The 22,475-nt window shown below is 67.4% G+C and carries 24 protein-coding genes and 1 pseudogene; 16 read left to right on the top strand and 9 right to left on the bottom strand.

Translation table 11 applies throughout. The annotated features are described in order from the left end of the window. The first annotated feature begins 16 nt into the window (after positions 1–16). The 4 genes from ACFUJR_RS28675 to ACFUJR_RS28690 all read left to right on the top strand — a co-directional run bounded on the left by ACFUJR_RS28675 (position 17) and on the right by ACFUJR_RS28690 (position 4,693). Positions 17–580, top strand: a complete 564-nt coding sequence (locus tag ACFUJR_RS28675; protein WP_383169938.1) for an ATP-binding protein — start codon at positions 17–19, stop codon at positions 578–580. A gap of 80 nt (positions 581–660) precedes the next feature. Then, positions 661–2,490: an SIR2 family protein gene (locus tag ACFUJR_RS28680; protein ID WP_383169936.1), complete on the top strand. Its 1,830-nt coding sequence runs from the start codon at positions 661–663 to the stop codon at positions 2,488–2,490. Between the two features lie 182 nt (positions 2,491–2,672). Then, entirely contained in the window at positions 2,673–4,214 is a 1,542-nt protein-coding gene (locus ACFUJR_RS28685) for a restriction endonuclease fold toxin-2 domain-containing protein (protein WP_383169934.1), read from the top strand. Positions 4,215–4,246: 32 nt separating this feature from the next. Further along, positions 4,247–4,693 (top strand): hypothetical protein, encoded by a 447-nt coding sequence (locus ACFUJR_RS28690; RefSeq protein WP_383169932.1) that lies wholly within the window; start codon positions 4,247–4,249, stop codon positions 4,691–4,693. Positions 4,694–5,433: 740 nt separating this feature from the next. Here ACFUJR_RS28690 and ACFUJR_RS28695 read toward each other — a convergent pair. After that, the gene (locus ACFUJR_RS28695) at positions 5,434–5,889 is read right to left on the bottom strand and encodes a hypothetical protein (RefSeq protein WP_383169968.1); all 456 of its coding nucleotides are present in this window, start codon (positions 5,887–5,889) and stop codon (positions 5,434–5,436) included. A gap of 90 nt (positions 5,890–5,979) precedes the next feature. Then, a pseudogene (locus ACFUJR_RS28700) lies at positions 5,980–6,318 on the bottom strand (helix-turn-helix domain-containing protein); the annotation flags it as partial. A gap of 315 nt (positions 6,319–6,633) precedes the next feature. Between ACFUJR_RS28700 and ACFUJR_RS28705 the strand changes: the two are divergent. Genes ACFUJR_RS28705 through ACFUJR_RS28715 form a run of 3 tightly spaced genes read left to right on the top strand, consistent with a single transcriptional unit; the run spans position 6,634 to position 9,404 of the window. Continuing rightward, positions 6,634–7,080: a hypothetical protein gene (locus ACFUJR_RS28705; protein WP_383169930.1), complete on the top strand. Its 447-nt coding sequence runs from the start codon at positions 6,634–6,636 to the stop codon at positions 7,078–7,080. Then, positions 7,081–8,181, top strand: a complete 1,101-nt coding sequence (locus ACFUJR_RS28710; RefSeq protein ID WP_383169928.1) for an MAB_1171c family putative transporter — start codon at positions 7,081–7,083, stop codon at positions 8,179–8,181. A 32-nt stretch (positions 8,182–8,213) separates the two neighbouring features. Then, positions 8,214–9,404 carry an amidohydrolase family protein gene (locus ACFUJR_RS28715; RefSeq protein WP_383169926.1) on the top strand — a complete coding sequence of 397 codons (1,191 nt, stop codon included), beginning with the start codon at positions 8,214–8,216 and terminating at the stop codon, positions 9,402–9,404. Between the two features lie 13 nt (positions 9,405–9,417). Here the strand turns inward: ACFUJR_RS28715 and ACFUJR_RS28720 are convergent, their stop codons facing one another. Beyond that, entirely contained in the window at positions 9,418–10,305 is an 888-nt protein-coding gene (locus tag ACFUJR_RS28720; RefSeq protein WP_383169924.1) for a helix-turn-helix domain-containing protein, read from the bottom strand. Between the two features lie 551 nt (positions 10,306–10,856). Between ACFUJR_RS28720 and ACFUJR_RS28725 the strand changes: the two genes are divergently transcribed. The 8 genes from ACFUJR_RS28725 (at position 10,857) to ACFUJR_RS28760 (ending at position 17,270) form a co-directional block, all read left to right on the top strand. Further along, positions 10,857–11,216, top strand: coding sequence for a hypothetical protein (locus ACFUJR_RS28725; protein ID WP_383169922.1), 360 nt, complete (start codon positions 10,857–10,859; stop codon positions 11,214–11,216). A 2-nt stretch (positions 11,217–11,218) separates the two neighbouring features. Continuing rightward, on the top strand, positions 11,219–12,160 hold the full coding sequence (locus ACFUJR_RS28730; protein WP_383169920.1) for a hypothetical protein: 942 nt from the start codon (positions 11,219–11,221) through the stop codon (positions 12,158–12,160). After that, on the top strand, positions 12,160–12,873 hold the full coding sequence (locus ACFUJR_RS28735) for an ATP-binding protein (protein WP_383169918.1): 714 nt from the start codon (positions 12,160–12,162) through the stop codon (positions 12,871–12,873). Before ACFUJR_RS28730 ends, ACFUJR_RS28735 begins: the two co-directional genes overlap by 1 nt. A gap of 96 nt (positions 12,874–12,969) precedes the next feature. Beyond that, complete coding sequence (locus ACFUJR_RS28740) at positions 12,970–13,554, top strand: WhiB family transcriptional regulator (RefSeq protein WP_383169916.1); 585 nt, start codon at positions 12,970–12,972, stop codon at positions 13,552–13,554. After that, entirely contained in the window at positions 13,551–14,570 is a 1,020-nt protein-coding gene (locus tag ACFUJR_RS28745; protein ID WP_383169914.1) for a DUF2637 domain-containing protein, read from the top strand. The genes ACFUJR_RS28740 and ACFUJR_RS28745 overlap by 4 nt, the downstream gene beginning before the upstream one ends. A gap of 102 nt (positions 14,571–14,672) precedes the next feature. Next, positions 14,673–14,897 (top strand): hypothetical protein, encoded by a 225-nt coding sequence (locus ACFUJR_RS28750; RefSeq protein ID WP_383169913.1) that lies wholly within the window; start codon positions 14,673–14,675, stop codon positions 14,895–14,897. 269 nt (positions 14,898–15,166) lie between these two features. Next, entirely contained in the window at positions 15,167–15,517 is a 351-nt protein-coding gene (locus ACFUJR_RS28755; RefSeq protein ID WP_383169911.1) for a plasmid mobilization protein, read from the top strand. A gap of 4 nt (positions 15,518–15,521) precedes the next feature. Further along, positions 15,522–17,270 carry a relaxase/mobilization nuclease domain-containing protein gene (locus ACFUJR_RS28760; protein WP_383169909.1) on the top strand — a complete coding sequence of 583 codons (1,749 nt, stop codon included), beginning with the start codon at positions 15,522–15,524 and terminating at the stop codon, positions 17,268–17,270. Positions 17,271–17,404: 134 nt separating this feature from the next. Here the strand turns inward: ACFUJR_RS28760 and ACFUJR_RS28765 are convergent, their stop codons facing one another. The 5 genes from ACFUJR_RS28765 to ACFUJR_RS28785 all read right to left on the bottom strand — a co-directional run bounded on the left by ACFUJR_RS28765 (position 17,405) and on the right by ACFUJR_RS28785 (position 21,655). Next, positions 17,405–18,358, bottom strand: coding sequence for an HNH endonuclease signature motif containing protein (locus ACFUJR_RS28765; RefSeq protein ID WP_383450864.1), 954 nt, complete (start codon positions 18,356–18,358; stop codon positions 17,405–17,407). 8 nt (positions 18,359–18,366) lie between these two features. Next, a complete protein-coding gene (locus tag ACFUJR_RS28770) occupies positions 18,367–20,082 on the bottom strand; it encodes a hypothetical protein (RefSeq protein ID WP_383169907.1) in 1,716 nt (571 codons plus the stop codon). A gap of 503 nt (positions 20,083–20,585) precedes the next feature. Next, the gene (locus ACFUJR_RS28775; protein ID WP_383450866.1) at positions 20,586–20,906 is read right to left on the bottom strand and encodes an esterase; all 321 of its coding nucleotides are present in this window, start codon (positions 20,904–20,906) and stop codon (positions 20,586–20,588) included. A gap of 98 nt (positions 20,907–21,004) precedes the next feature. Continuing rightward, a complete protein-coding gene (locus ACFUJR_RS28780) occupies positions 21,005–21,229 on the bottom strand; it encodes a hypothetical protein (RefSeq protein ID WP_383169903.1) in 225 nt (74 codons plus the stop codon). A 39-nt stretch (positions 21,230–21,268) separates the two neighbouring features. Next, on the bottom strand, positions 21,269–21,655 hold the full coding sequence (locus ACFUJR_RS28785) for a DUF317 domain-containing protein (protein WP_383169901.1): 387 nt from the start codon (positions 21,653–21,655) through the stop codon (positions 21,269–21,271). A 209-nt stretch (positions 21,656–21,864) separates the two neighbouring features. On the opposite strand from ACFUJR_RS28785, the gene ACFUJR_RS28790 reads away from it, so the two are divergent. Next, positions 21,865–22,029, top strand: coding sequence for a hypothetical protein (locus ACFUJR_RS28790; RefSeq protein ID WP_383169899.1), 165 nt, complete (start codon positions 21,865–21,867; stop codon positions 22,027–22,029). 127 nt (positions 22,030–22,156) lie between these two features. Here ACFUJR_RS28790 and ACFUJR_RS28795 read toward each other — a convergent pair. Then, positions 22,157–22,475: DUF317 domain-containing protein (locus tag ACFUJR_RS28795; protein ID WP_383450868.1), on the bottom strand; the 319-nt coding region annotated here is incomplete at its 5' end.

Below are 22,475 nucleotides of genomic sequence, written 5' to 3' on the forward strand. Positions count from 1 at the left end.
GGAGGTCCGTCGCCCGATGATCAGCGCGCCGTACGTCGCTCTCGGCCTCGTGTACCGCTGGACCGACCACACGCTCAACCCGACCGGCGAAGCCCGCGCGGTTCTGCGACGTGTTCTCAAGGACCTGGGCCTGTCCGGGGACGTCATCAGTGACGGGGTCCTGGCCGTATCGGAGCTCGTGGCGAACGCGCACGAGCACGCGTGCGGTCCGTACGAGGTGCACGTCCGCTCGGCCGCCGGGAGATACGTCTGCGAGATCCACGACGGGGACCCTCTGCTCCCCCCGGGCCTCTATCGCGGTGCCACGTCGCCGTCGGGGGCCGAACCGGCCGAGGAAGTGGGCGGGTTGCTCGTCGAGCGTGGACGGGGCCTGCGCATCGTGAACGAGCTGGCCCAGGGGCAGTGGGGGTTCCGCGTCACTGAACGTGGCGCGAAGGCCGCCTGGATCGTGCTGGCCCCGGCGTTGCCGGTCCCGTCCGACGGGATTGACACTGACGGCACTCGGGCATCCCGTTCCAGCACTTCGACGAAACGCGGGTCCACCACGTCGTCGAAGGTGGATCCCTCTTTCTCGTCATAGTGACGATTAATCCGGTATCCTGCTGCCAGAGCTGATGAGCTTTCGCCCGCCGGGCGATTCATCGGCATAAGGAGGCATACGTGGCAAGCGACGACGCGACCGGCCCGGTCGCCATCCCGGCCGGGGGTCTCATCGAGCCTCCGATGGCCATGGCGCTGAACGTGCACTCGAGCCCGGGCGTATACGCGCTGCTGCTGGGGGCCGGCATCTCGATCGCCTCGGGAGTGAAGACCGGCTGGGGGGTCGTGCAGGACATCGTTGGGAAGGTCGCCGCCGTCCGCGACCCCGACAACCCCGACGCCCGGGCCGAGGCCATGGCCGACCCCGAGAAGTGGTGGGAGGCCAACACCAACGAGCCCCTGGGCTACTCCGCCCTGCTGGCCGCCGCAGCACCGAAGCCCGCCTCCCGGCAGGCCATGCTCGCGGAGTACTTCGAACCCGAAGAAGGCCAGGACGACAGCAAGGGCCCGACCGCGGCGCACCGGGCCATCGCCCAGCTGGTCAAGCGTGGCAGCATCCGCGTCATCCTCACCACGAACTTCGACCGGCTCACCGAGCGGGCGCTGCAGGAGGTCGGGATCTCGCCCCAAGTGGTGAGCCGCCCGGAGCAGATCAAGGGCATGAAGCCGCTCGCGCACAGCCAGGTCACTGTGATCAAGCTGCATGGCGACTACGCCGACCTGGAGCAGCGCAACACCGTCGACGAGTTGGAGACCTACCCGGACGAGCTCCAGGAGCTCCTGGAACGGGTGCTGGACGAGTACGGGCTGATCGTGTGCGGCTGGTCCGCCGACTGGGACAGGGCCCTCGTCCGGGCCGTCGAGGGAACCCGGTCACGCCGGTACCCCTTGTTCTGGTCGCAGTACGGCCGGTTCAGCGACGCCGCCCGGGCCCTCACCGCCCAGCACGACGCGGTAGTGATCGATGGCAGGAGCGCGGACGAGCTGTTCACCGACCTCGTGCGCCGTGTCGAAGCCCTCGACCGCCTGACCACCACCCCCATCACCCGGGACGTCGCCGTCGTGCAGCTAAAGCGAGCCCTGCCCGACCCCCTGCGCCGCATCGAGCTGTTCGACCTCGTCGACCAGGCTGTCACACAGATCGCCGACCGCAGCACGCCCGAGCACAAGCCGGTGTACGTCCCGTCCACCGCGTGGGCTGACACCTTCGGTTCCAACGTCCGCGGCTATCGGGCCGACAGCGACATCCTGCTGCACCTGCTGGCCAACGGAGTCTTCCACGACGACGGCACCCACGACCACGTATGGCAGCGCGCCGTCGAACGCCTGGTCCGCCTGCGCGACACCACGCCGGGCACATCCAGCTCGTACCTGGAGGAGTTGCGCCACCTCCCGGCGCTCCTGGCCACGTGGACGATCGGCGTCGCCTCCGTCCTCGGCCGCCGCGAGGAACTGCTGGCCACCGCCCTCTACCGCCCGGAGTGGACCGTCCCCCACTCTGGACACCCCCGCCGCGGACCGGCCTGGTGCCTCAACCCCGTCCGGATCCTCAATACCGACGGACTGCACGACATGCACCATGCCGAGAACGGAAACAAGTTCCTCTACCCCCAGAGCAACTGGGTGAAGGACACGCTGCGCGAGCCCTTCCGGCTCGTCGAGCCCAGCGACGTCGCCTACCGCGAAGCATGTGCCCGGTTCGAGTTCCTGGCCTCCATGATCGCCATGGACACCGACAAGCCCGCCTTCGCCAACCCCTGGGCGGGCGAGTTCTTCCTCGACGCCACCTGGGGCTACGAGGGCAACGGCCTCGCCGCCGCCATCGAGACGGAGCTCACCGACACCTGGCCGCTCCTGCGCGCCGGCGCCTTCGGTGGACAGCTCGCCCGCGCCCAGAAAGCCCTCACCTCGCTCACCGACTGGAAGGGCCAGTACGGCAGAACGTGGTGAGGCACAAACGAGTCGCTTCGACAGCTTGACAGCACATCAGAATCCGACGATGGCAGCGGTCGAGCCCGCCTCCGGCAGGAATCGGCCAGAGATGCACCACGTGCCCGGTGTGGCGGAGCTCCTCCTCCCGTCAACGTGTACGGTCCATCGAACAGCCTGGTAGGCGAGGGCGCGGGGGAGTCTTGAATCTTCAGCACAAAGCCGGGAACTACGTCAACGCTTCGTGGTCCATGGTGCGGCTGCGGGACCTGATCTACGACATGCTGGGTCTGCTGTTCACCGAACTCAGCGCTCATGGCGGGATGGCGGGAGACGACAACGCCAGCCGAGCCTTCGCCGCCGTGTACAAGCCGGCGGTGAAGACGGTCTTCGAGGCGGCGGGCCTTGCCCATCAGGTGATGGCGAACGGAGCCGGCGCCATGCTCAAGGCCGCTGAGGACTTCCTCAAGCAGGAGAGCGCGATCGCCGCGTCCCTGCTCGGCCAGAGCACTGCGCCCGACATCGGCTCCCAGCCCTCCAGGCCGGACTGCAACCCACGTGGAAGCCACAACGCCGAGGAACTGCCCGAGGTCGTCGGCGAGACCAGCTGGACCGACCAGTACCTGCTCAGCTCCCGCTTCCACGGGCAACGCGAGAAGCTCACCAAGACAGCTAACGCCTGGCGCTCGGCGGCGAGCATCCTCGACGACGTCTACTGGGACTCCGACAGCGCCTGGCGTATCGCGAGCGCCCAGCAGCTCGGGGAGACGGCCGAGGCGGTCCAGACCTTCTTCACCGTGTTCGTGGGCAAGACCCCGCCTCCCTCCGAAGCCGGCGAGGAGGAGACCCTGATGGCGAACCTGCCGTCCGCGTGCCGGATGATCGCCAGCGCCTGCGAGGCGTACGCGGACCATATCGGCACCGCGCTCCAGCGGATCCCGGAAGAGGACAACCCGCTCATCGGCGAGCCGCTCGCCATCTGGGAGCGCCCAATCTTCGGCGGCGAGGGTCACGACGGCGGGCTCCACGAACTCGTCACGGGCGACACGCGCATCGCCCGCCTGGGCAGCATCCCGCCGGCGCTCGACAGCTCGGCGTCCCGGGTCCCCATGCCGCAACCCGACGGAGGCGGCTTCCTCCCTCTCCCGTCGCTGCCGCCCTTCCTCGCACCGTTGATCCGGCTTCCCCTCCTGGTCCCCGTGGTCTATCGACCGCCGAACGGGCCTCGCGTACAGCCGATGGCCCCACCGACGCCTCAGGACCCCCGCTTCCCGTCCCTCACCGCCCCCGAGCAGCAGAACTTCCAGACCTGGTTGAACTCCCTGCGCGCCGGAGACGTGTCCGGCGGGAAACCCGCCGAGATCGCCTACCAGAAGCGGGTCGCCGGATACCCCGAGTACGAGGTACCCATCCCGCTCGGCATCAGCGCCAACAGCACCCTGATGGTCGACGGCTTCCGTAACCGTGACGGCATGGCGATCGAGGCCAAGTACGTCAACAACCCGAACAAGCCGTGCTACCGCTCGCTCGACGAACTCCGCACGAACCACCGGTCCGGCAAGAAGGACTTCCTGTACGACAAGGACCGCAAGGAGCTCGCGAAGTACAACGCCGCTCTCAACGACCCTCGGAACAAGGAGATGAGAGGCGTCGAGACGGTCACCAACAACGCGGACTCCGTGGCCTACTGGCGCGTCATGATGGCCGCCTACGGCGTCAAGGGCTACGCCCGATACGTACCCTGACCAACGGCAGCACATGACGAGGGAGCGAGCGCGTGGACGCGTCCGAACTGGCCGAACTCCGGACCATGTACATCTTCGGGCCCGCTGAGGGCTCCACCTGGGGTCTGACCTACGAACTGATCGAGGCCAGGCTGCGCGAGCGGGACCCGGACGAGTTCATCCGCATCGACGAGGGGGACGAAGGACCGGTCCGCGGGTCCGTCATGCATTTCGGCATCACCCTCGGTGAGGAGCAGCTGGAGGGCATGGCCAGGCTGTCCCCCGAAGGCATCGCTCTGGAGCACTGCACAGCCCAGGCGGCGGCGGAGTTCGTTCAATGGCTGTGGGACAGCGTCGTTCCCGACGGCACCAGCATCACCTTCAACACGGAGTGGGGTCTGGAAGCCGACCTGCCCGACGCACCCGTGCCTGATACTCCCCGACCCCGCCTCGTGGCCGCCTTCCTTGCCCACCTTGAAGCCACTGACGGTCTGGACTGACCTGGCAACCGAACGCGGGTCGGTGGCACCCGAAGGAGTCTCGTTGGCCGGGCGACGCGAGATGCATCGCCCGGCCTTCGGCGTCGGCTTCCGGACCCGCTACTTCGTAGGCAAGAGAGCGTCCAGTAGCCGTCGGCCATGCACCTGAGCCGCTTGCTCCCACCCGCACGCGGTGCATCGCGCGATCTCGTAGTTGTATTCGTAACCAGGAACGGACCAGGTCACCTTGTGCTCGGGAACCTTGACGAAGGACTCGACATCACGGCCTGCCCCCGCGGCCCAGCCGCATGGCGCGTCCGCTGCGTGGTACGCCGAATGAGTTCCGCCGGGGGTACTGCGGATGAGGCATGGCAAGCGGTACGACCGCTCCGCCAACCGCGCAGCCATCACCTCGACATCGTGCAGCCCAGCCTGAAGCTCCGCTCTCTTGATCCGCTCCTCGTAGTGATCTACGAGGAGTCGCGTGCGGGAACGGTGTAGGCCAGCGAGCTCAACCCAGTGGGCCGAATTCCCCAGAAGGTCGCTACTCATATTAAGTCCGCCGATCATCCAATTCATAAGGGCAGCGAGCAGTCTGCTGGAGGTGGGCATGAGCAGGCTCCCATTTGAAGAAGCCGGCCTACGGATACTCCGTAGGCGAGTACCATGCGCGGCCCCTCAAGTGGGTCGATCTGCTGCGGACATCGCGTCGACCGTGGGGCGCCTGCTGAAGAAGGCCCCCGCCGGAGGGGCCGGCCGCGTCAGACCCGCAGCAGGACCACCGCCCGAAGGCTCTGGTTGCGGAGCGGCGCGAAAGCCATGATCTGCACTCGGACCTCCTCGCCCTGGTGATAGGGGAGCCGGAATCGACGGATGTCGCCGTCCGGGTGTGCTTGGGCCTGATTGGCGGCCCACAGCTCACGGGCCTCCTTGTTCCCCGCGAGGATGTCGTCGCGGAGACCGGTCAGTTCCGTGGCGTTGGGGTGTATCGCGATGGCGTAGCGGATCTGGGCGAGGAAGGGGACGGCCCAGTCTGTTCGCCAGTTGACGAGTTGCTCGCGCGCCTCCGGGAAGAGGAAGGCGAAACGCATCAGGTTCCGCTCGTACGGGAGCCAGGGGAACCAGTCCTCCTGCGGCTGGTTGTGGGCGAGGATGTCCCACCACAGGTTCGAGAGGTATGCGGGGTGAGGCAGGAGCGCATCCAGAACGGCCTGCATATTCGCATCTGCGCACGGGTCGGGGATTGGGCCGGTCGGCGGAGGCGTCCGGCCGAGAGCCAGCTGGAAGAGGATCACCCGTTCGGCTTCGTCGAGTCGTAACGTCATGGCGAGCCGCTGGAGAAAGTCCTCTGAGACGGGGCGCGGCCTGTTGCCCTCCAGCTGTCGGTACCAGGACTCGGCGACTCCTGTGAGGTGAGCAACCTCCGCCTGGGTTAGTCCCGGTTTCAGCCGTCTCCGCGAGGCGTCCACTCCAGTAATTCGCCTGTGATCCAGGCGTTCCCGCCAATGCCTCAGAAGTTGCCCGAGATCATCTGAAATGGGACTTTCTGAAGTGTGGACTCGGTCACCCACTTGCCACCCCTTCACTCCCCTTTGAGCGCGCGAAATGGTGTCTTGTGTCCAATTATCTCCGGCATTGTGGCGCATACGGAGTGTGACGGCCACGATGTGCTCGACAGACGGGTGGTCCCGAGGTCGCTACTAGCGCCACTCGGAGTGGCGGAAGTGCCTGTGCAGGATGGCTAGTGCAAACACAGCATGAGTGAGGGGTAACCGGCCATGTGGTGGCGTTCAGCCCAACCTGGTTCAGCGCACAGCGCGTCCGAGAGATCCGGCAACAGCACGGCGCGAGTCCGATCCGGCCTTCGGCAGCGGTACGGCAGCGGCCGCGTCGGAGGCCGCGAACTGGAGCAGAGGGTCCGCCGCCTCCTGCGGTCGCTCGACGTCCGGCCGCCCCTGAGCGTGCCCGACCTGTGCCAGGCGCTCGGGCGGAGCCGCGGGCGGCACATCGAGTTGCGGCCGTACCCGCTGCCGACCCCCGGGCCGTTGGGGCTCTGGTTCGAGACCCCCGCCGCCGACCTGATCATCTTCCAACGCGAGACGACCTCGCTTCACCAGGACCACATCGTGCTGCACGAGGTCGGGCACATGCTGGCCGACCACCGTGGACCCGCCGTCGCGGCGGACCAGTGGCAGGCCCTGTTGCCCGGCCTCAGGACAGGGGCGATCAAGCGCGCGCTCCAGCGGTGCACCTACGACACCGAGGAGGAGCGGGAGGCCGAGCTGGTCGCGACGATCGTCGGCGAGTGGGCCTCAGTGCTCGACCACGTGACGCCGGCGGAGTGCAACGACGATCTCTCGGCGCGGCGGGTGCAGGCGGCTCTCGGCGATCGTCAGGGGTGGCTGTAGATGACCCTCGTCTTTCTCCTCGGCTTGGTCGCCGCGGTCGCGTGGAAGCTATACCAGCTGACGAAGGCACCCCAGGACAAACCCCTGCGGTCCGTCACCCTGTGCCTCGTGTGTGCGGCGCTCTCGTACCCGCTGGCCATGCCGGGCGGGGCCTCGGGCTTCGACACGGTCGCCGGCCACGGGGCGGCGAAGCTGGCGCAGAACGTGCTGCTGCTGGCCACCGTGTACTTCCTGATGTGCTTCTACCTGTACTCCGCCGCAGACGAGCGAGTCGGAATGCGCCGGGCCCGCCGCGAGGGTGTTCTCGTCGTCCTGGTGGCCGCGGTCATCATCGGCGCGGCCGTGACCGTTCCCCATGAGGTGTTCGTGGGGAGCTTCGCGACCACCGACATGACCATCCCGCAGGCAGGCGTGTTCTACCTGGTCGCCGGCCTCTACCTCATGTACGCGCTGGCGACGGCGGCCCGTTGGACCCGCCGCTACGCCCGCATGTCCGCCAAGCCCCACTCCACCGGGCTCTGGATGGCCGGAGCAGGGATGTCCGCCATGGCGGTCGCCTGCGCAGTTCGCGCGGTCATCGTCGCGATCCGGTGGGGCGGAGGCTCCGTGTCCGGCGCCCTGATGTCGGCGGTGGCACTGCTGCTGGTGGTGTCGATCCTGCTCTTCGTCTTCGGCATCACGTATCCAGGTGTGCGTACACGGATCGCGAGCTGCCGTCTGTGGTTCCGGCACCGCCGTGCGCACCGTCGGCTCGAACCGCTGTGGACGCTGATGGCCGAAGCCTTCCCGCACTTCGTGCTTCCGACCGACTCGCTGTCCTGGCGCGCCCGATGGCGGGCTCGCGGGGTCCATCGCCGTTACCACCGGCGCCTGGTGGAATGCCGGGACGGGCTGGTGCAGATCGGCCCGCACCTGTCGGCAGGCTTCGACGACGGGGCCGAGCACCTCGCGCGACGACTCCGCGATGCCGTCCACGCCCACAAGCACGCGTCTGCCGAGCCCATCCCGGCAAGGCCGCTGGCCATCCCACGGCAGCGGAGCCGCGAGGCCGACGTGCAAGAACTCCTCGCCATGTCCGACGCCCTGCGCCTGAGCAGCTGACCCCCACCAGTACGAGCGAAAGAGATACGAGCATGCTGATCACCGCAGACCGCGTCCTGGCCGGCCCCGAGGCCCGCGCCATCGCCGACGGCGCCGTCCTCGTCCGTGAGGGAGTCATTACCTGTGTGGGCCCGCGTGAGGAAGTGCAGCGTCATGCCCGGCCCGACGAGCCGCGCCTGTCGTTCCCCGGCGCGACCGTGCTTCCGGGGCTGATCGACGCCCACGTGCACCTGTGCTTCGACGCTGGCCAGGATCCCGTCGCCACGCTCCAGAGCCAGGATGACGAGGCCCTGTTCGGCGACATGAAGGCGCACGCGGAACAGTTGCTGAGCATCGGTGTTACGACGGCCCGCGACCTGGGTGACCGGAACGGCCTCGCGTTGCGCCTAGGCGAGCAGATCGCCGCGGGGGCGGCCGTCGGCCCGCGCATCGTCTCGGCGGCCACGCCCGTCACGCCGCATGGAGGACACTGCTGGTTCCTCGGGGGTGAGGTGTCCGGCGTCGACGAGATCCGCAGCCTGGTGAAGAGCAACATCGCCGCCGGCGCCAAGGTCATCAAGGTCATGGAGACCGGTGGTGGCCTCACCAAGGGCGGCGCCAAGAGCTGGGAGTCTCAGTTCTCCCCGGACGAGCTGGCGGCCCTCGTCGACGAGGCGCACCAGGCCGGTCTCCCGGTCGCCGCGCACGCCCACGGCACCGACGGCATCGTTGCCGCGGTCGAGGCCGGAGTGGACACCATCGAGCACTGCACCTGGATGACGCCCACCGGATACGAGGTCCGCGAGGACGTGCTCGCCCAGATCGTCGAGAAGGGCATCCACATCTGCCCCGCGGTCAGCCCGCACTGGCGGATGCTGCCCCAGATCTTCGGCGCCGAGCGCGCCGAGGCGATGTTCGACGCCGTGCGCCGCATGGCCGAGGCCGGCGCTCGCCTGATCGCGGGCACGGATGCCGGTGTGCAGCGGTCCGGCTTCGACGGGCTGCCCTCCAGCCTCGCCTTCTACGAGCACCTCGGCGTGCCTGCCCAGCGAATCCTCGCCATGGCCACCTCGGAGGCGGCCCGCGCCCTGGGGCTGGCCGACGTTACTGGCCAGCTCACCCCTCGATTCAGGGCGGACCTCCTCGTTGTGGAGGGAGACCCGCTCACCGACCTGAGTGCCCTGAAAGCGGTAAAGACCGTGATCGCGGCAGGTAGGCGCTACGAACCCGCCGTAAACGCGTAACAGAAGCGCGCAGTCATCGCCCGGGGCCGCCGTCGGTCCCGGGCTTCTCTCTGCTCGCAAGCTCCTCGACGACCTGGTTGACGAAGGCCAGGACGTCGTCCGACAGTCCCTCCGGACCCAGCCCTCGGGCCTCGACCCGTCTGACGGCGCCCGTACGGGCAGCCGCGAGCAGCCGCAGCCCTTCGGCGACCTGCCTGGCCACCGTGTCGTCAGGCTGGAAGTACAACGGGGAGACGGCGAACAGCTCGGCCAGTCCCTCTGCGACGATCGGCGGGAGATCCGACTCGGCGCCGGTTCTGAGCGCGAGCACGCCATCCTCCGTGATGACCTGCCCGCCGGCGTGATCGTTGACCGCCAGGGCGATCTCCGCGTCCGACGGTGCGACCTGTGCTCCCGGATACGAGTGCTCCAGGAGATAGGCGATCTTTTCGGCCACGGAGCGCGGCACGCGCGTGGCGTCGGCAAGAGCGGGGACCTCGTTGCCGAAGGACCGCTCCTGCGCGGCCAGCAGCTCCTCCACGGTCACTCCGTACGCGTCGGCCAGGGGGCGGTGGAACTTCTCGCTTAGCCGTCGCTTGCCCCGCTCGGCGTTCGCGACGGGGCCGGAACTCTTCGTCCCGATCAGGCCCTTGGTCTGGTATTGGCTGTAGCCGGCGTCGCATCGCAGATCGGCGAGGTCCGGCAGCTCGTCAGTACCGCGCGGGAACAGCTCGTCCAACGGCAGCCCGAAGAACTTCGCCAAAGCCGGCAGCTTCTCCCCGTCCGGAGCCGAGGTTCCCAGCTCCCAGCTGGCCACTGTGGAGCCGCCGACACCGACCGCTTCGGCGACCTCGCTCTGGGTGATGTCGCGGGAGCGCCGCAGTGTCCGGACCCGGTCGCGGTCGAAGTGACGGGCGGGCATCTCGCGACTCCCCCTCAGGTTGGTTGTCGAAATCGATGAAACTTCGATGTGTTGATCCGATGCTTAAACCGATGTAGGTTCAGTTTGGCAAACCAACGGGTCCAACCTACACCTTGAGGTGCCTTCGTGCCCGTGTCGGCCGAATGGCGATGCGTGAGGTTGCTCGGGGGCCTCCGGCTTCGGTCAGAGGTCGATGAGTGGGGGCGTGGCTGAAGCCGTGACGTGCGTGGACCCGGCAGCAGGTGTCGAGTTGGCGTCGAAGTGGATCAACGTCAGCTGTCCGCTGGAGTGTCGAAAGGGGCAGGCATATGTTGCTGGTCCCTCGGCGGAAACGCCGACACCAGGCTCAACGCAGGGGAGAGAAGTAGGAGTTACCCCGAGCGCCACAGACGCGCTTCCTTCAGGGGAAATGAAACCGGCGCCCAGAAGTTAGCCGCTTCCGGACGCCGAGCCCGCCACCCGAAGGGGGCGGATCCATAACCGGAGCGGGTCGGCTGACCTTTTCGACGAGAACGGCCGTCCCACTCCACCTACGAGTGAGGAATTCTCGCATGCCCGAGTCCCGGAACGGTAGGGCGCACCCTGCCCGGTCCGCCCAGGCCCCCGACTCTGCCACCAGCGACCGTCGGCGTCGCCTTGCCACGCTCCTCGCGGACATCGTGCCCGGCGCTCGCACCATCCGCGTTTCGCAGCGTGAACCCGGCCGGACCTGGCCCAGTCCCCACGCCCGTGCCTACGACGTGCGGGGGAGCCTTGTCGCCCTCAACCGGACCCAGGGCCTGACGGCCGCCCGCTGGGTCATGCGTACCCACCCCGAGGCGAACTGGAGCGAGGCGTACGACCTCGACCTCGCCACCGGTGTCCTGCGCCCCGCCGCCGGGGCGTACGCGATCGCCGACGGGAGGCGCTGACCATGGCGAGGATCCGAACCTTCAAGCCCGAAACCTTCACCTCCGAGTCCCTGGCCCAGGTGAGCGTCTACGCCGAGCGGACCTTCTTCGGTCTGATCAGCCGGGCCGACGACCACGGTCGCGTCCGCGACCAGCCCGCAGCCCTGTGTGGAGAACTCTGGGCGGTCCGGGGCGGGCGCACTCCGGTCGACGTCGAGGACGACCTGATCCAGCTCGCAGCCGCCGATCTGGTCTGCCGTTACGAGGACGGCGAGGGCAAGCGGTACCTGCACATCGTCACCTGGTACCGCCACCAGAAGATCAACCGCGCGAGCCGCAGCCGCCTCCCCGAGTGCCCGAAGCACGGCGCCGGGAGGACGACGGCGGATGCGTCGCAGGCTCACGGAGACGCCCCGGAGCCCTCACTGAAGGCTCACGGAGGATTCACGGAGGCCGCACGCCCTTCCCCCGAATCCGCTGAAGAGCACGAAACCGCAGGTCGCGAGCCATTCACTGAGTTCTCAGTGAACACTCACGGAGTGCGCAGTGAACCTGTGGTGAGTCCTCACGCCCTGGATCTTGGACCTAGGAACCTGGATCTAGGAACTTCTTTCCCTTCGGGGGGCGCAGGCGCCCCCGCACCGGAGACCGCCTCTGCTCAGCAGCTCATCGCCGAGTACACCGCCGCCTGCGCACACCGCCCGCCCAGCGGCGTCCTCGGTCACCTCGGCCGTGAGACCGCCAAGCTCCTCGCGGAGGGCATCGATCCCACCCACCTCCGCGCCGGCCTGGCCCTCCACCGCGCCAAGGGCCTGCACCCCAGCACCCTGCCGAGCCTCGTCCACGAGGCCATGAACGCCACCGCCGCCGGTTTGGTCCGGCCGGAATCCCGGCCTAACGTGCCTGCCCATCGGGCCTGGGCCAACCCTGCCGACCCTGCCGCCGCCTACGCCGAGGAGCTGTGATGCGCGACCACGACGCCCAGCCCGTCGGCGGCATCGCCCGCCGCCTGACCCACCTCCTCACCTCACGGGGCATTAACCCGAACGCGAAGCTCACGGACCCGGTCGAGCCCGTCCCCGCCCTCCAGGCGGCGCAGGCCCGTATCCCGGCCCGCTACCGAGCCGCCGTCGCCGACCACCCGGCCATCGCCGCCTGGGTCCGCGAGGTCGCCGAGGGCGGACACCCCGGACCCGAGGGTGCCCCGGGTCTCGCCGAGGGCCGCTCGCTGCTGATCGTCGGCACCACCGGGACCGGCAAGACGTACCAGGCGTACGGAGCGGTCCGCTCGCTCCTGATCGCCGGGGTTCGGCTGCGCTGGAAGGCGGTCACGGCAGCGGACCTGTACGCGGAGCTCCGGCCCCGCCCCGGACACGACGGCGAGCGCGAGCTGATGGACCTGGCCCGCTGCCCGCTGCTGATCATCGACGACCTCGGTGCGGCGAAGAACAGCGAGTGGACCGAGGAGATCACGATGCGGCTCATCAACCGGCGCTACAACGCGATGCTCCCGACTCTGATCACCACCAACCTCGGCATGACCGACCTGCGGGCACACATCGGCGACCGCGTCGCCTCCCGGCTCACCGAGATGACCGACCGGGTCATCCTCGACGGCCCCGACCGCAGACGAGCCCTCGCGGCCGAGCGACGCGCCTTCGCCGCCGCCCGCGCCTGACTCTGCCCACGCGGCCGGCACCGGCCCGCCTCCTGCCCGCACCAACCCCCTGGTCGTTCCTGCCCGAACGCGACCGGGGGATACGGAGACATCCCCATGCACCGCACCAACACCCCGCAGCCCCGCGCCCTCGGCGACCACACCTGGCGCGACCAGGCCGCCTGCAACTCGACGCCCCACCACCAGGTCGACCCCGAACTCTTCTTCCCCGAGCCCGACGAGGTCGACCGCATCCGCGAGGCCAAGGCCCTGTGCGCCCAGTGCCCCGTCCGCAGGGTCTGCCTCGACGCCGCCCTCGAAAACGGCGACGGCGCCGGCATCCGGGGCGGCATGACCGAAGAGGAGCGGGAACTCCTCCACAAGAAGTTGGAGCACCGCCTCGACTACGGTCGCGTCAACGAAGTCCTGGCCGGACGCGACCTCCACCTCACCAAGGCCGAGCGCCGCGCCGTCGTCCGGGCCGCCTACCAGTCTGAACTCCCCACCTCTCGGCTCGCCTGGCTGCTGAAGATCACCGAGGAGCACGCCGAGAAGCTCTACCGGCGAACCCGTCGCGAGATCCGCAACCGGGCCGTCGAGCAGCAGGGGAAGGCCGACAAGCCGTCCACGAGCCAGCCCCACGCGCTGAAGAAGCCCAAGGCCAACCTCCCCGTCCGCGAAGACCTCAGGACGGCGGCGTGAGCCACGTCGCGCCGATACCGGCGCGGATCAACCGCTGGGACCGGGCCGCCGTCGTCGCCCTCGGCGGCGCGGGATGCGCCCTCTCGTACGACGCTCTACAGCAGATGGCCACAGCCATCCACGTCCGCGGACTCCTCACCTTCGTCTTCCCGCTGGTCATCGACGGATTCATCGCCTACGGAGTGCGAGCCCTCCTCGTCCTGCGCACGGCCCCGCTCGCCGCACGCTGCTACGTGTGGACGCTGTTCGGCACAGCGACCGCCGCGAGTATCTGGGCCAACGCCCTGCACGCTGTACGCCTCAACCAACAGCAGCAGGGCGGTGCGGGCCTCCGGCTCGGCGACATCACGGTCGGTGTCCTGTCCACCCTGGCTCCGCTCGCCCTGGCCGGAGCCGTCCACCTGTACATCCTCATCGCCCGCCGGGCCACCGAGGCCTGGGTGTCCGGGCACGCGGAGAGTTCCGCTGTCCGGACGGAGCGGGTCACCGATGACCGTCCGGACACCTACCCGGCCCGGGGCGAACGAGGCCCGGTCCCGGTCACCTCCGGACACCCCGCCGAGTTGCCCCGTCCGGACACCGGGCGCATCACGGTCACCAAGGAGCCGGCCACCTCAAAGACCCGCGCCCCGGACACCCTGTCCGGAGAGCAGGCGAAGCTGGTCGAGCCGGAGCCCGAGCACGGTGGCCGCGACGCTGACCGGGGCGGACACCCGGCCCCGAGACCCCGACCGGCCACCCGCCCCGACCTGGTCAAGCGTCCGGACACCACTTCGGGTGCTGCCGGTGCCACCGGGCGTCCGGACAGCGGTGACCGTAAGCCGGCCACCGTGACCGACGAGCAGCTTCTCGTGATCGCCCGTCAGGCGGTCACCGAGGCTGCTGACCTGACCCGGAAGGTCGTCGCGGACGCCATCCGCGGTCACGGACACGGCCTTGGCAACGACCGGTTGACCGTCCTGATGCAGTGCCTCCGCACGGAGGCAGAACAGGCTCCGGACACCCAGACCGGCTGACCGGAAAGCCCGTTCGGCGGGTGCCCCGGTCTCCCACCGGATCGGCGCACCCGCCGAGCACACGACTCCCTACCGCCCCGCACACGCACTGGAGCCTCCACCATGCGCACCACCTCGGCCACCCGAGCCGAAGCCGACGCCTGGATCACCGTGCTCAGCAGGTACGGACACCTCCACCACGCCGAACCCGGCCCCGACGGAGCCTGGACCGTCCAACGCATACCCACGAGCACACCCCGCACCCTCCACCACCCGGTCCTCGCCCTCGACTTCGTCGCCGAAGTCCTGCGCGACGTACGCCGCGACGCCTCCGGACTGCCCCGATGACGCCCTCCGATCCGCCCTCCGCCCTCGCTGACCCCGGCGAAAGCCACTGCCCGGCACGAGGCCGAGCAAGCTGTAGCTTCCGAAACTCCTCCGCTGCCACGGGCTGTGGAGGAGTTTCGGAAGCGCATGCCCCCACCTCCAAGGGGGCGGGGGAGGCCCGGCACCAGGGGGCGCCCGGCTCCGGGGCTGCGACCGAGGGCGGATCGCAGCAGGAGGGAGAAGGAGCCGCGCGTTCCGCGCCGCGTACGCGCCCCCGCCTGCGCCAGAGCGTGCACCGCGACCAAGTCCGCAGCGTCCGCCTGACCCGAGACGAACTCGACATCGTCAAGAACGCCGCCGAAGCCGCCGGCCTGAAGACCGCCGGGTTCCTCGCCGACGCCGCAGTCGCGGTCGCCCACGCCCAAGGCGGGTCCAAGGCGTGGCTGTTGGACCAACGTGGACGCGTCGAGGAACTGATGTCCGCCAGTGCCCAGCTCGCCCGCGCCGGCAACAACCTCAACCAGGTGGCCCGCATCCTGAACTCCGACGGCCGGGCCGAGTACGCCGACGACGCGGTCACTCGCGTCATGCGCGCTGCAGCCCGGGTCGAGGCCGCTGCCGTCGATATGGCGAGGCGCTGACACCGTGGTCCCGGACGTCTCCACCGGCAGCCGCACGTACGGACTGCTCGCCTACCTCTACGGTCCCGGCCGCCGGGACGAGCACACCGACCCGCACCTCGTCGCCGCATGGCTCCCGGAACTCGCACCCGACCCCGGCCGCGACCCGGCGGCTACCCTCAAGCAGCTCACCGACCGGCTCGACCTCCCGGTCCTCGCCCTCCCGAAGGGCCGCCGCCCGGCCCAGCACGTCTGGCACTGCCCCGTCCGGACGGCCCCCGGCGACCGGCACCTCACCGACGCCGAATGGGCCGAGGTCGCCCGCCGCGTCGTCCACGCCACCGGCATCGCCGAGGAAGGCGACGACAAGGCGTGCCGCTGGATCGCCGTACGCCACGCCGACGACCACATCCACATCGTCGCCACGCTCAAACGCGAAGACGGGCGAAGCCCCCGCCGCCACCAGGACGGCATCCGCGCCCAGGCCGAATGCCGCAAGATCGAAAAGGAGTGGGGCCTGCAGATCCTCAACGAGGGTGACGGCACCGCCGCCCAGCGCCCCACCAGTGCCGAACGCGCCAAGGCGGAGCGCACCGGCCGCACCGAACCGCCCCGGGAAACGCTGCGTGAGCACGTCCGCCAGGCGCTGGCCGGTGCCGTCGACGAGGAAGAGTTCTTCCGCCGCCTCACCGAAGCCGGCCTCCGTCTAGACAAGCGCCTCGCGCCTTCCGGCGACATCCTCGGCTACAAGGTCGCCCTGCCGGGCGACCGCAACCGTGACGGCGATCCCATCTGGTTCCCCGGCTCCCGACTTGCGCCCGACCTCTCCCTTCCCAGGATCCGCCAGCGCCTCGCAGCCGGACCGCCCGACGACGAGGCACTCCCCGACGCGAGCCCCGCCCTGCGGGCAGCACGCCCCGCCCGTGCACGACGCGACGCCACGCACATAGCCGAGCAGGCTGTAACGGCACTCGCCGGGGACGACGACGAGGACGGTGCCGCACAACTCATCGGCTTCGGCGAACTCCTCGACGCCGTCGCCCAGACCGCCCCGGCCTCCACCCGCAAGGAACTCGCCGAGGCAGCCCGCGCCTTCGAACGCGCCACCCGCTCCCACATCCGCGCCGAGCACGCCGACCACCGCGCCCTCCGCACCGCCGCGCGCGGCATCGTCCGAGCCGGCAACGCCCTCGGCAAAGGCGAGGACGGCGGCGCCACCGCGATGCTCCTGTCCACGATGGTCCTCGTCACCATCGCCGCCATCCACTGGCACTCCGCCCGCGGTCACGCCCAGCAGGCCGCCGCAGCCCGACAAGCCGCGCAGCACCTGCGCGCCGCCTACCAGTCCGCGTCCGCCACGCCGATGAAGGCGATGCGCGAACAGGGACGCCGGCTCCCCGCCCCCGTACACGACCGCTACGCCCACACTGTGGAAGTGGCACTGCCAGGACAGGCCAGCCGCGCTCGGCGCGAGCCCGGCTGGGACGCGCTCGCCGCCACCCTCGCCCAAGCCGAACGAGCAGGGCACGAGGCTGGCAAGCTGCTTCAGCAGGCGATCGAATGGCGAGAGCTGGAGACTGCCGACAGCGTCACGGACGTACTCATCTGGCGCTTGCGCCGTATCGGGAAGCTGCCCGCTGCCGCGGACCTGCCCCGCACGCAAGCTCAGCCGCGGGCAACCTCACCTCAGGCCCCGCCGTCAAAGCCCCAGACAGCCGAGACACCGGCTCGCAATGACACGCTCAGCACCCGCAGGCCGGGCTCACGGCGCTGACCGGCCCCTCAAATAGCTGGACGCTCACGGCCCCAGCTTTCGGCGGCATGTTTAGTGGAGCTGGTTTTGACGGAGGATCCCTTGGTGACCTGCCTGGCGTCGGAGCTGCCCCACGAACCACCCCATGATATTGACTACTTCCTATTCGGCAAGAACGAAGGCGCGATGAATCGACTGGAAGCCCACGGGTCGTGCTGAGCGCAAACAACCATGAGATTAGTCGGCGTTAGTGCTCCGCCGGGTCTAAAAGGTGCCACAAAGAGTTCACTATTGTTCAGGCGAGCCGTGCATGCTGCTGCCGCCTCACAGCGCCCACGGGCCGCGATCAATCGCAAGATCCATAGTGGCTGTGGGAGTGTTACTGCGCCGATCTTAGGATCTGGATGCTTTACAACCCCCGCCGCCCAAGCCTTAGCATCGTAAACACTCCACAGTTTACTCTTGGTGATGTTGCACCATCCGCAAGCCAAATAGAGGTTATCCTCATCCGTTGCCCCACCCTCTGCAACGGGGATCTTGTGGTCCAGTTCAATACGTAGATGCCTCGCATTCAAGCCTCTTGGGCGAGTGAAGTCGACCAAAGTCAAAGGCGTCATCTCCGTTCGTGTTCTACGGAGAAATAGATCTCGGGCATGCTTTGTGAACTGGTACCCGCAGAGATAGCATCTTTGATTTGGGGCACTGTTGAACCACACTGCTTGCTTCAGGGTAGTGCTTATCCGCTCGCGCCCTATCCCTCTACGCGCCTCTATTTCGCGCCACGCGAAATCTGCAAGCTGAGTAGCCGCCAGTTCGACTTCGTCTTCGGGTGCATGCTGGGCGAGCATTCGGAGCTGGGAGAAAATCTCTACATAGACATGGCCGATATTGCTTCCAGATTCCACATGCCTGGCCAAGTCGACCATGCCCTCTAGGAACCAACGCCCCACCGTGATGGCGTAGTCGGCCTTTAGGAGCCACTCATTTTTGCCCAAAATTCCCGAGGGGGCGCTGAGGCCTGCCACCTCTCGGAGTCCGCTTTCCGTCCATCGAGTCGGCAGCGTATCCGTGAGCACCTTGTAGAATTGGCTGATCCCATGAGTGTCCATAATGGTGACTACGGCTTGAACTTCCTAGGCAGCCCACTTGCGGGCACCTTTCGATACTCCTGCCAATTTTGAGCCCAAACCCTTTTTACGGCCAACTGATCTTTCTTGACGTTCTCAAGCTTCCAATCTCGATTGAAGTATGAGGAGCTTACCCGGCCATCCTTGAGCCAGTCGCTAAGGGTCCGCTCGAAATCATCCATATCTGCTAGCGACTCCGACTGTGTGTATAGAAAGTCAAAGTAGTCGGCAGCAAGGATGGTAAGCGATACTTTATTGAAGAGGTTGCTTACGGCTGTACTTCCCCAACCGTTGTATGTGTCAACTTCGGTGGCATCGCCAAAATGGTCTCGGACCCGCGAAAAGAACCTAACGAAAATGTCCCGCCATGGACCATCAGGGCGAGACCATTCCTCGAATCTCTCTTCGTCTGTACCAGGACCCACAAGGCCGCACTGTGGAAAGTACTCCATCTTCCAGGCGCGCGCGTAGTCGATCTTTTGGTTGAATGGACGTCCGCCTCGCAGCTCGCGGAAAATCGAAACGAGACCACGTAGGACCGTCCACTGTAGGAGGTCGGCGCGATCGCCAGCCATTCCTGTCTGAACGAGTCCCCGAAACGGGCTGTCCTCTGAGCGGGTCAAGTATGCAACGGATTGAGAATCTTCCAGCTTGATTCCCGCACGTCGAAGGCGATCTGCAACGGCCGATAGCTCGCTCCGGCTTAGGCTCGTCGACACAATTGTCCCAAGTAGCGCTTTGCCCATCGGGGTCGCCTTTTGGTTAACGACCACGAATTGAAAGACATGTTCGCTCGGGCTGTCATCCATAAGCAGCGACACTGGAAGTCTACGAGATTGACTTTCGATCAGCTCCTTCTCGGCTAGTTCAGGGGTGGATCCGCCCTTCACCGCGTCGATGATCTTTTGCTTCCCGTCACTCTTCTTAATGCTTTGACGGGCAGACTCGACAGCTCCTATCAATCTATGCTGCCCATCCACAAGAACGACAGGCTTCAAGTAGGCAAGAAGTGCGGACTTCGTGAAGCCTTGAATCTCCTCGGCGTCCTCGGTTCCCCGCTGTTCCAGTACCCGGATACGGGCGCGCAGCTCGGTATAGAAATCAACCAGATGTGTTTCCTCTGCGAGCATCACAGACGCAGTGGCTTCAGCGTCATCTATGGTCGACTCGTCTAGGCCTAGCGTTTCGTCGATGTCTGAGTCTGAATCATCCTCATGATCATCATTTTCGCTATCTTCTGGCGATGTGGCGACGCTCTCCAACCGCATAATGGAAGCCACGCGCGCCTCGTCTACTACGTCATCCCCAAGACCGCTTACGCGTGATTCAAGATGCGACACGATTCGCTTCAGCATTGTCATCATCGACAGCGACGAGTGGTCCTCGTAAGTAATGCTGAGACGACCGAAGGGTGAGTCGGGTGAACTCGGGTGGAATTGAACTCTCTGATTGTCCTGAAGGGCGCCAAGCAGCGGGTTTTGAACCACATTATTGCGATCGCCGAAGAACTTAATCAGTTCGGCGATACGTCGGGGATCTTGTTGCCGCTGAAAGCCTGCCGTCTCTTCATTTGCCAGCTTCCGGCGCTCCGGAACACCGGCCCACTGTTCAATTTCTACCGCGGAAGCCGCAAAAAGAACTAGAGGCTTACTCTCTGGAGTCTGATGGATGAGAAAAGCATCGTATTCCCTGGTGATATCTCTCATGCATCCTCGCAGCTGTAGGACTCTGATAACTGACAGTTGCCCCACCATACCCAACACAGGGCGCTGCCGTGGCAATTGGGGATGTGTAAGCCACTCACCGGGCGGGGTTGGGGAGCATGGGCAAGCGACTTTGACGGCTTGATGACCAGCGGTGGACCAAGCTGCCCACACCTCTCGCAGCCGGTCGCGATGATGCTGCTCGGGGTCGCCTTCCTCGTCAAGAAGGACGAGGAGGCGTAGGGATCGTCCGCTGGCTCATGGACGTGCTCGCCCCGGCAGCGACCTCGTGTGTCCCACACGGTCGCTCACCCCGACGTTCGAGGCGCCCAGCCGACTGACATACGGAAGACGCCAGCGGCCCTTCGCCCTGCCTGGCGGGCGAAGCCCGGGGCCGAACAGTCCTGACATGGTGCAGCTGTACCTCGGTGCACGAGCAATCACACGCGCCGAGGGGGGCCGCCCGGTTGGGGCAGCTCCCTCGGCGTGCGAGGCGCGTCATTGGGTCAGACGTCAGCAAGGTGGTTGGCGAGGGACAGAGCGTTGATGGCCACGGACAGCGCGGCGTGTAGGCCCATGGTCTCCAGCAGCGTGGGGTGGACGACCGGGGCCCAGTCCCCGTGAAGATTCGGCCAGGTGGCGAGGGTGACATCCATCGAGGCCAGGCCGAGACGCGCGGTGACGTCCATCCCGCCGGCAGAGGTGTGTCTCCAGTGGAGCAGTACGGAGCCCGGGCGTAGAGGGGTGCGGTCTTGGGCGGACACCCAGGTTGTGGGAGTCGGCTCGGTGGCGTGCCGGGGCACGGAGCGGACGAGAGCACCACGCATGCCTGCGGGCATAGGGTGCTGGGTCAGATCGCTGAGAGCCAAGGATGAGCGCTGGGAGTGATTCGCGCTTGCCGCAAGGTGTGTGCGCCACCGGCGGTTCACACGTTGCCCCAGTCGAGCTGAGCACGGACCTCAGGCGGCAGGACACCCTCTTGGCCGTCTTCGGCGAGGTAGACGGCGCCGTTCGAGCCGGTGATCTGAACGACGCTACCGATGCGGTGGGCGTGGGGCCAGTCCGGGTTGATGGCGAAGTACGCGGGGAGATCGGGGTTCACCTCCTGGAGCTGGTGGATCAGCTGGCGAACGGTGACGTCGTGGGACAAGAGAGACTCCTGAAGTGGTGAAGGGACAGTCGGCGTAGGTCAGGAGCAGGGGCAGGGGCAGGGGCAGGAGCGGTGCGGGAAGGCGATGAGTGCCGCGAGGAAACCCGCTACAGCCTGCGCCGGAACGTTCGATCCGAAGGCCTGGCGCCACGCCACCTTGCCGTCGACCTCCTTGACCTGGATGTGCCACAGCTCGCCGCGCGCCGCCTCGTCGGTCTCGGGGAGGAACCCGACGTACACACGCTGGTCAGGGCGGGAGCAGTGGACGTTGGCGTACGGGTCGGAGATGACGTCCCACCCCTGGCCCCTGAGGAGCTCGACGACCGGGCTCGCGCAGTGGCAGTCGAGCAGCCACTCGCGGTCGTCGAGCACGGAGCGAGGAGGCGCGGCGGAGGCGTGGGAAGGTGCGGTGGCAGTAAGCATCATGAGTAGCAAACCCTTCGTTGACCTGCGGTTATTCGAAGTGGTCGTACGTTGACATGGTCGAGGACTAGGTCTCCAGTCCTTCTCGGGAGTGGGCGTCTGCCGTGGGCGAACTGGCCGGGGGCGGAGCCGTCGAATGAACGCTTGGGGGGAATGGACCGGTCGCCCCGGGAGCTGTCTCCGGGGCGACCGATGGAAGGAGGAAGGGCTGAGTGTCGGAGCAGGAGATGCGAACGTACGACGAGGCCGTGGATGACGCGGTTGCGTCGTCCTTGGGGCGATCCCGCATGGCGGACGGCAGACGGGTCGAGTTGAGCGTCGAGGAACTGGCGCGGGCGGTGGAGGACTCGCCTGAGGGCGGCGTTGGGCAGACCTGAGTTAACGGCGGCTCGAGCGAACCGCGTTCACCTGAGTTCAGGGCCGCCCCGTGCCAGTGAGCGTGGGCCGTCGGCGAGCCTCGATGGCGACGTCTGATCGGTGTGAGGCGTGGATAAGGGTCGTCGTTCATGAGCGCGCCGTTGCAGCCCGCCGATGGTGTTCGGGGCAGGCCGGCAGGGCGGCACTGGGGCTGCTGGTGGTTGCGGACGCCGCCAGGGCGCGGCTGGCGAGGCGACCTCCGTGGGAGCGCGAGAGCGCGGCTGCGGCCCGTCGGACTTCCAGTGGGGTCGGCACCGGGTGAGGCACGGGGCGTATTCGGGCGGCGCTGCGGTTGCGCTCGGGGATGTCGACCTCGTAGCGGAGTGCGGGGGCGTTGTCGGCTAGGCGGGCGGTGGTCGCCGCGATCAGCTGGATAGGGACGGCGGAGGTGAACGAGGCGTACCAG

This window comes from Streptomyces sp. NPDC057271 (assembly GCF_042668715.1).
In the GTDB taxonomy this organism is placed as follows: Bacteria; Actinomycetota; Actinomycetes; order Streptomycetales; family Streptomycetaceae; genus Streptomyces.

Coding starts and splice junctions, on each gene's coding strand:
- ACFUJR_RS28740 (WP_383169916.1), top strand. CDS start 12,970: ATGCACCGCACCAACACCCCGCAGCCCCGCGCCCTCGGCGACCACACC.
- ACFUJR_RS28725 (WP_383169922.1), top strand. CDS start 10,857: ATGCCCGAGTCCCGGAACGGTAGGGCGCACCCTGCCCGGTCCGCCCAG.
- ACFUJR_RS28765 (WP_383450864.1), bottom strand. CDS start 18,358: ATGGACACTCATGGGATCAGCCAATTCTACAAGGTGCTCACGGATACG.
- ACFUJR_RS28720 (WP_383169924.1), bottom strand. CDS start 10,305: ATGCCCGCCCGTCACTTCGACCGCGACCGGGTCCGGACACTGCGGCGC.
- ACFUJR_RS28770 (WP_383169907.1), bottom strand. CDS start 20,082: ATGAGAGATATCACCAGGGAATACGATGCTTTTCTCATCCATCAGACT.
- ACFUJR_RS28710 (WP_383169928.1), top strand. CDS start 7,081: ATGACCCTCGTCTTTCTCCTCGGCTTGGTCGCCGCGGTCGCGTGGAAG.
- ACFUJR_RS28775 (WP_383450866.1), bottom strand. CDS start 20,906: ATGCGTGGTGCTCTCGTCCGCTCCGTGCCCCGGCACGCCACCGAGCCG.
- ACFUJR_RS28735 (WP_383169918.1), top strand. CDS start 12,160: ATGCGCGACCACGACGCCCAGCCCGTCGGCGGCATCGCCCGCCGCCTG.
- ACFUJR_RS28730 (WP_383169920.1), top strand. CDS start 11,219: ATGGCGAGGATCCGAACCTTCAAGCCCGAAACCTTCACCTCCGAGTCC.
- ACFUJR_RS28675 (WP_383169938.1), top strand. CDS start 17: ATGATCAGCGCGCCGTACGTCGCTCTCGGCCTCGTGTACCGCTGGACC.
- ACFUJR_RS28715 (WP_383169926.1), top strand. CDS start 8,214: ATGCTGATCACCGCAGACCGCGTCCTGGCCGGCCCCGAGGCCCGCGCC.
- ACFUJR_RS28785 (WP_383169901.1), bottom strand. CDS start 21,655: ATGATGCTTACTGCCACCGCACCTTCCCACGCCTCCGCCGCGCCTCCT.
- ACFUJR_RS28695 (WP_383169968.1), bottom strand. CDS start 5,889: ATGCAGGCCGTTCTGGATGCGCTCCTGCCTCACCCCGCATACCTCTCG.
- ACFUJR_RS28750 (WP_383169913.1), top strand. CDS start 14,673: ATGCGCACCACCTCGGCCACCCGAGCCGAAGCCGACGCCTGGATCACC.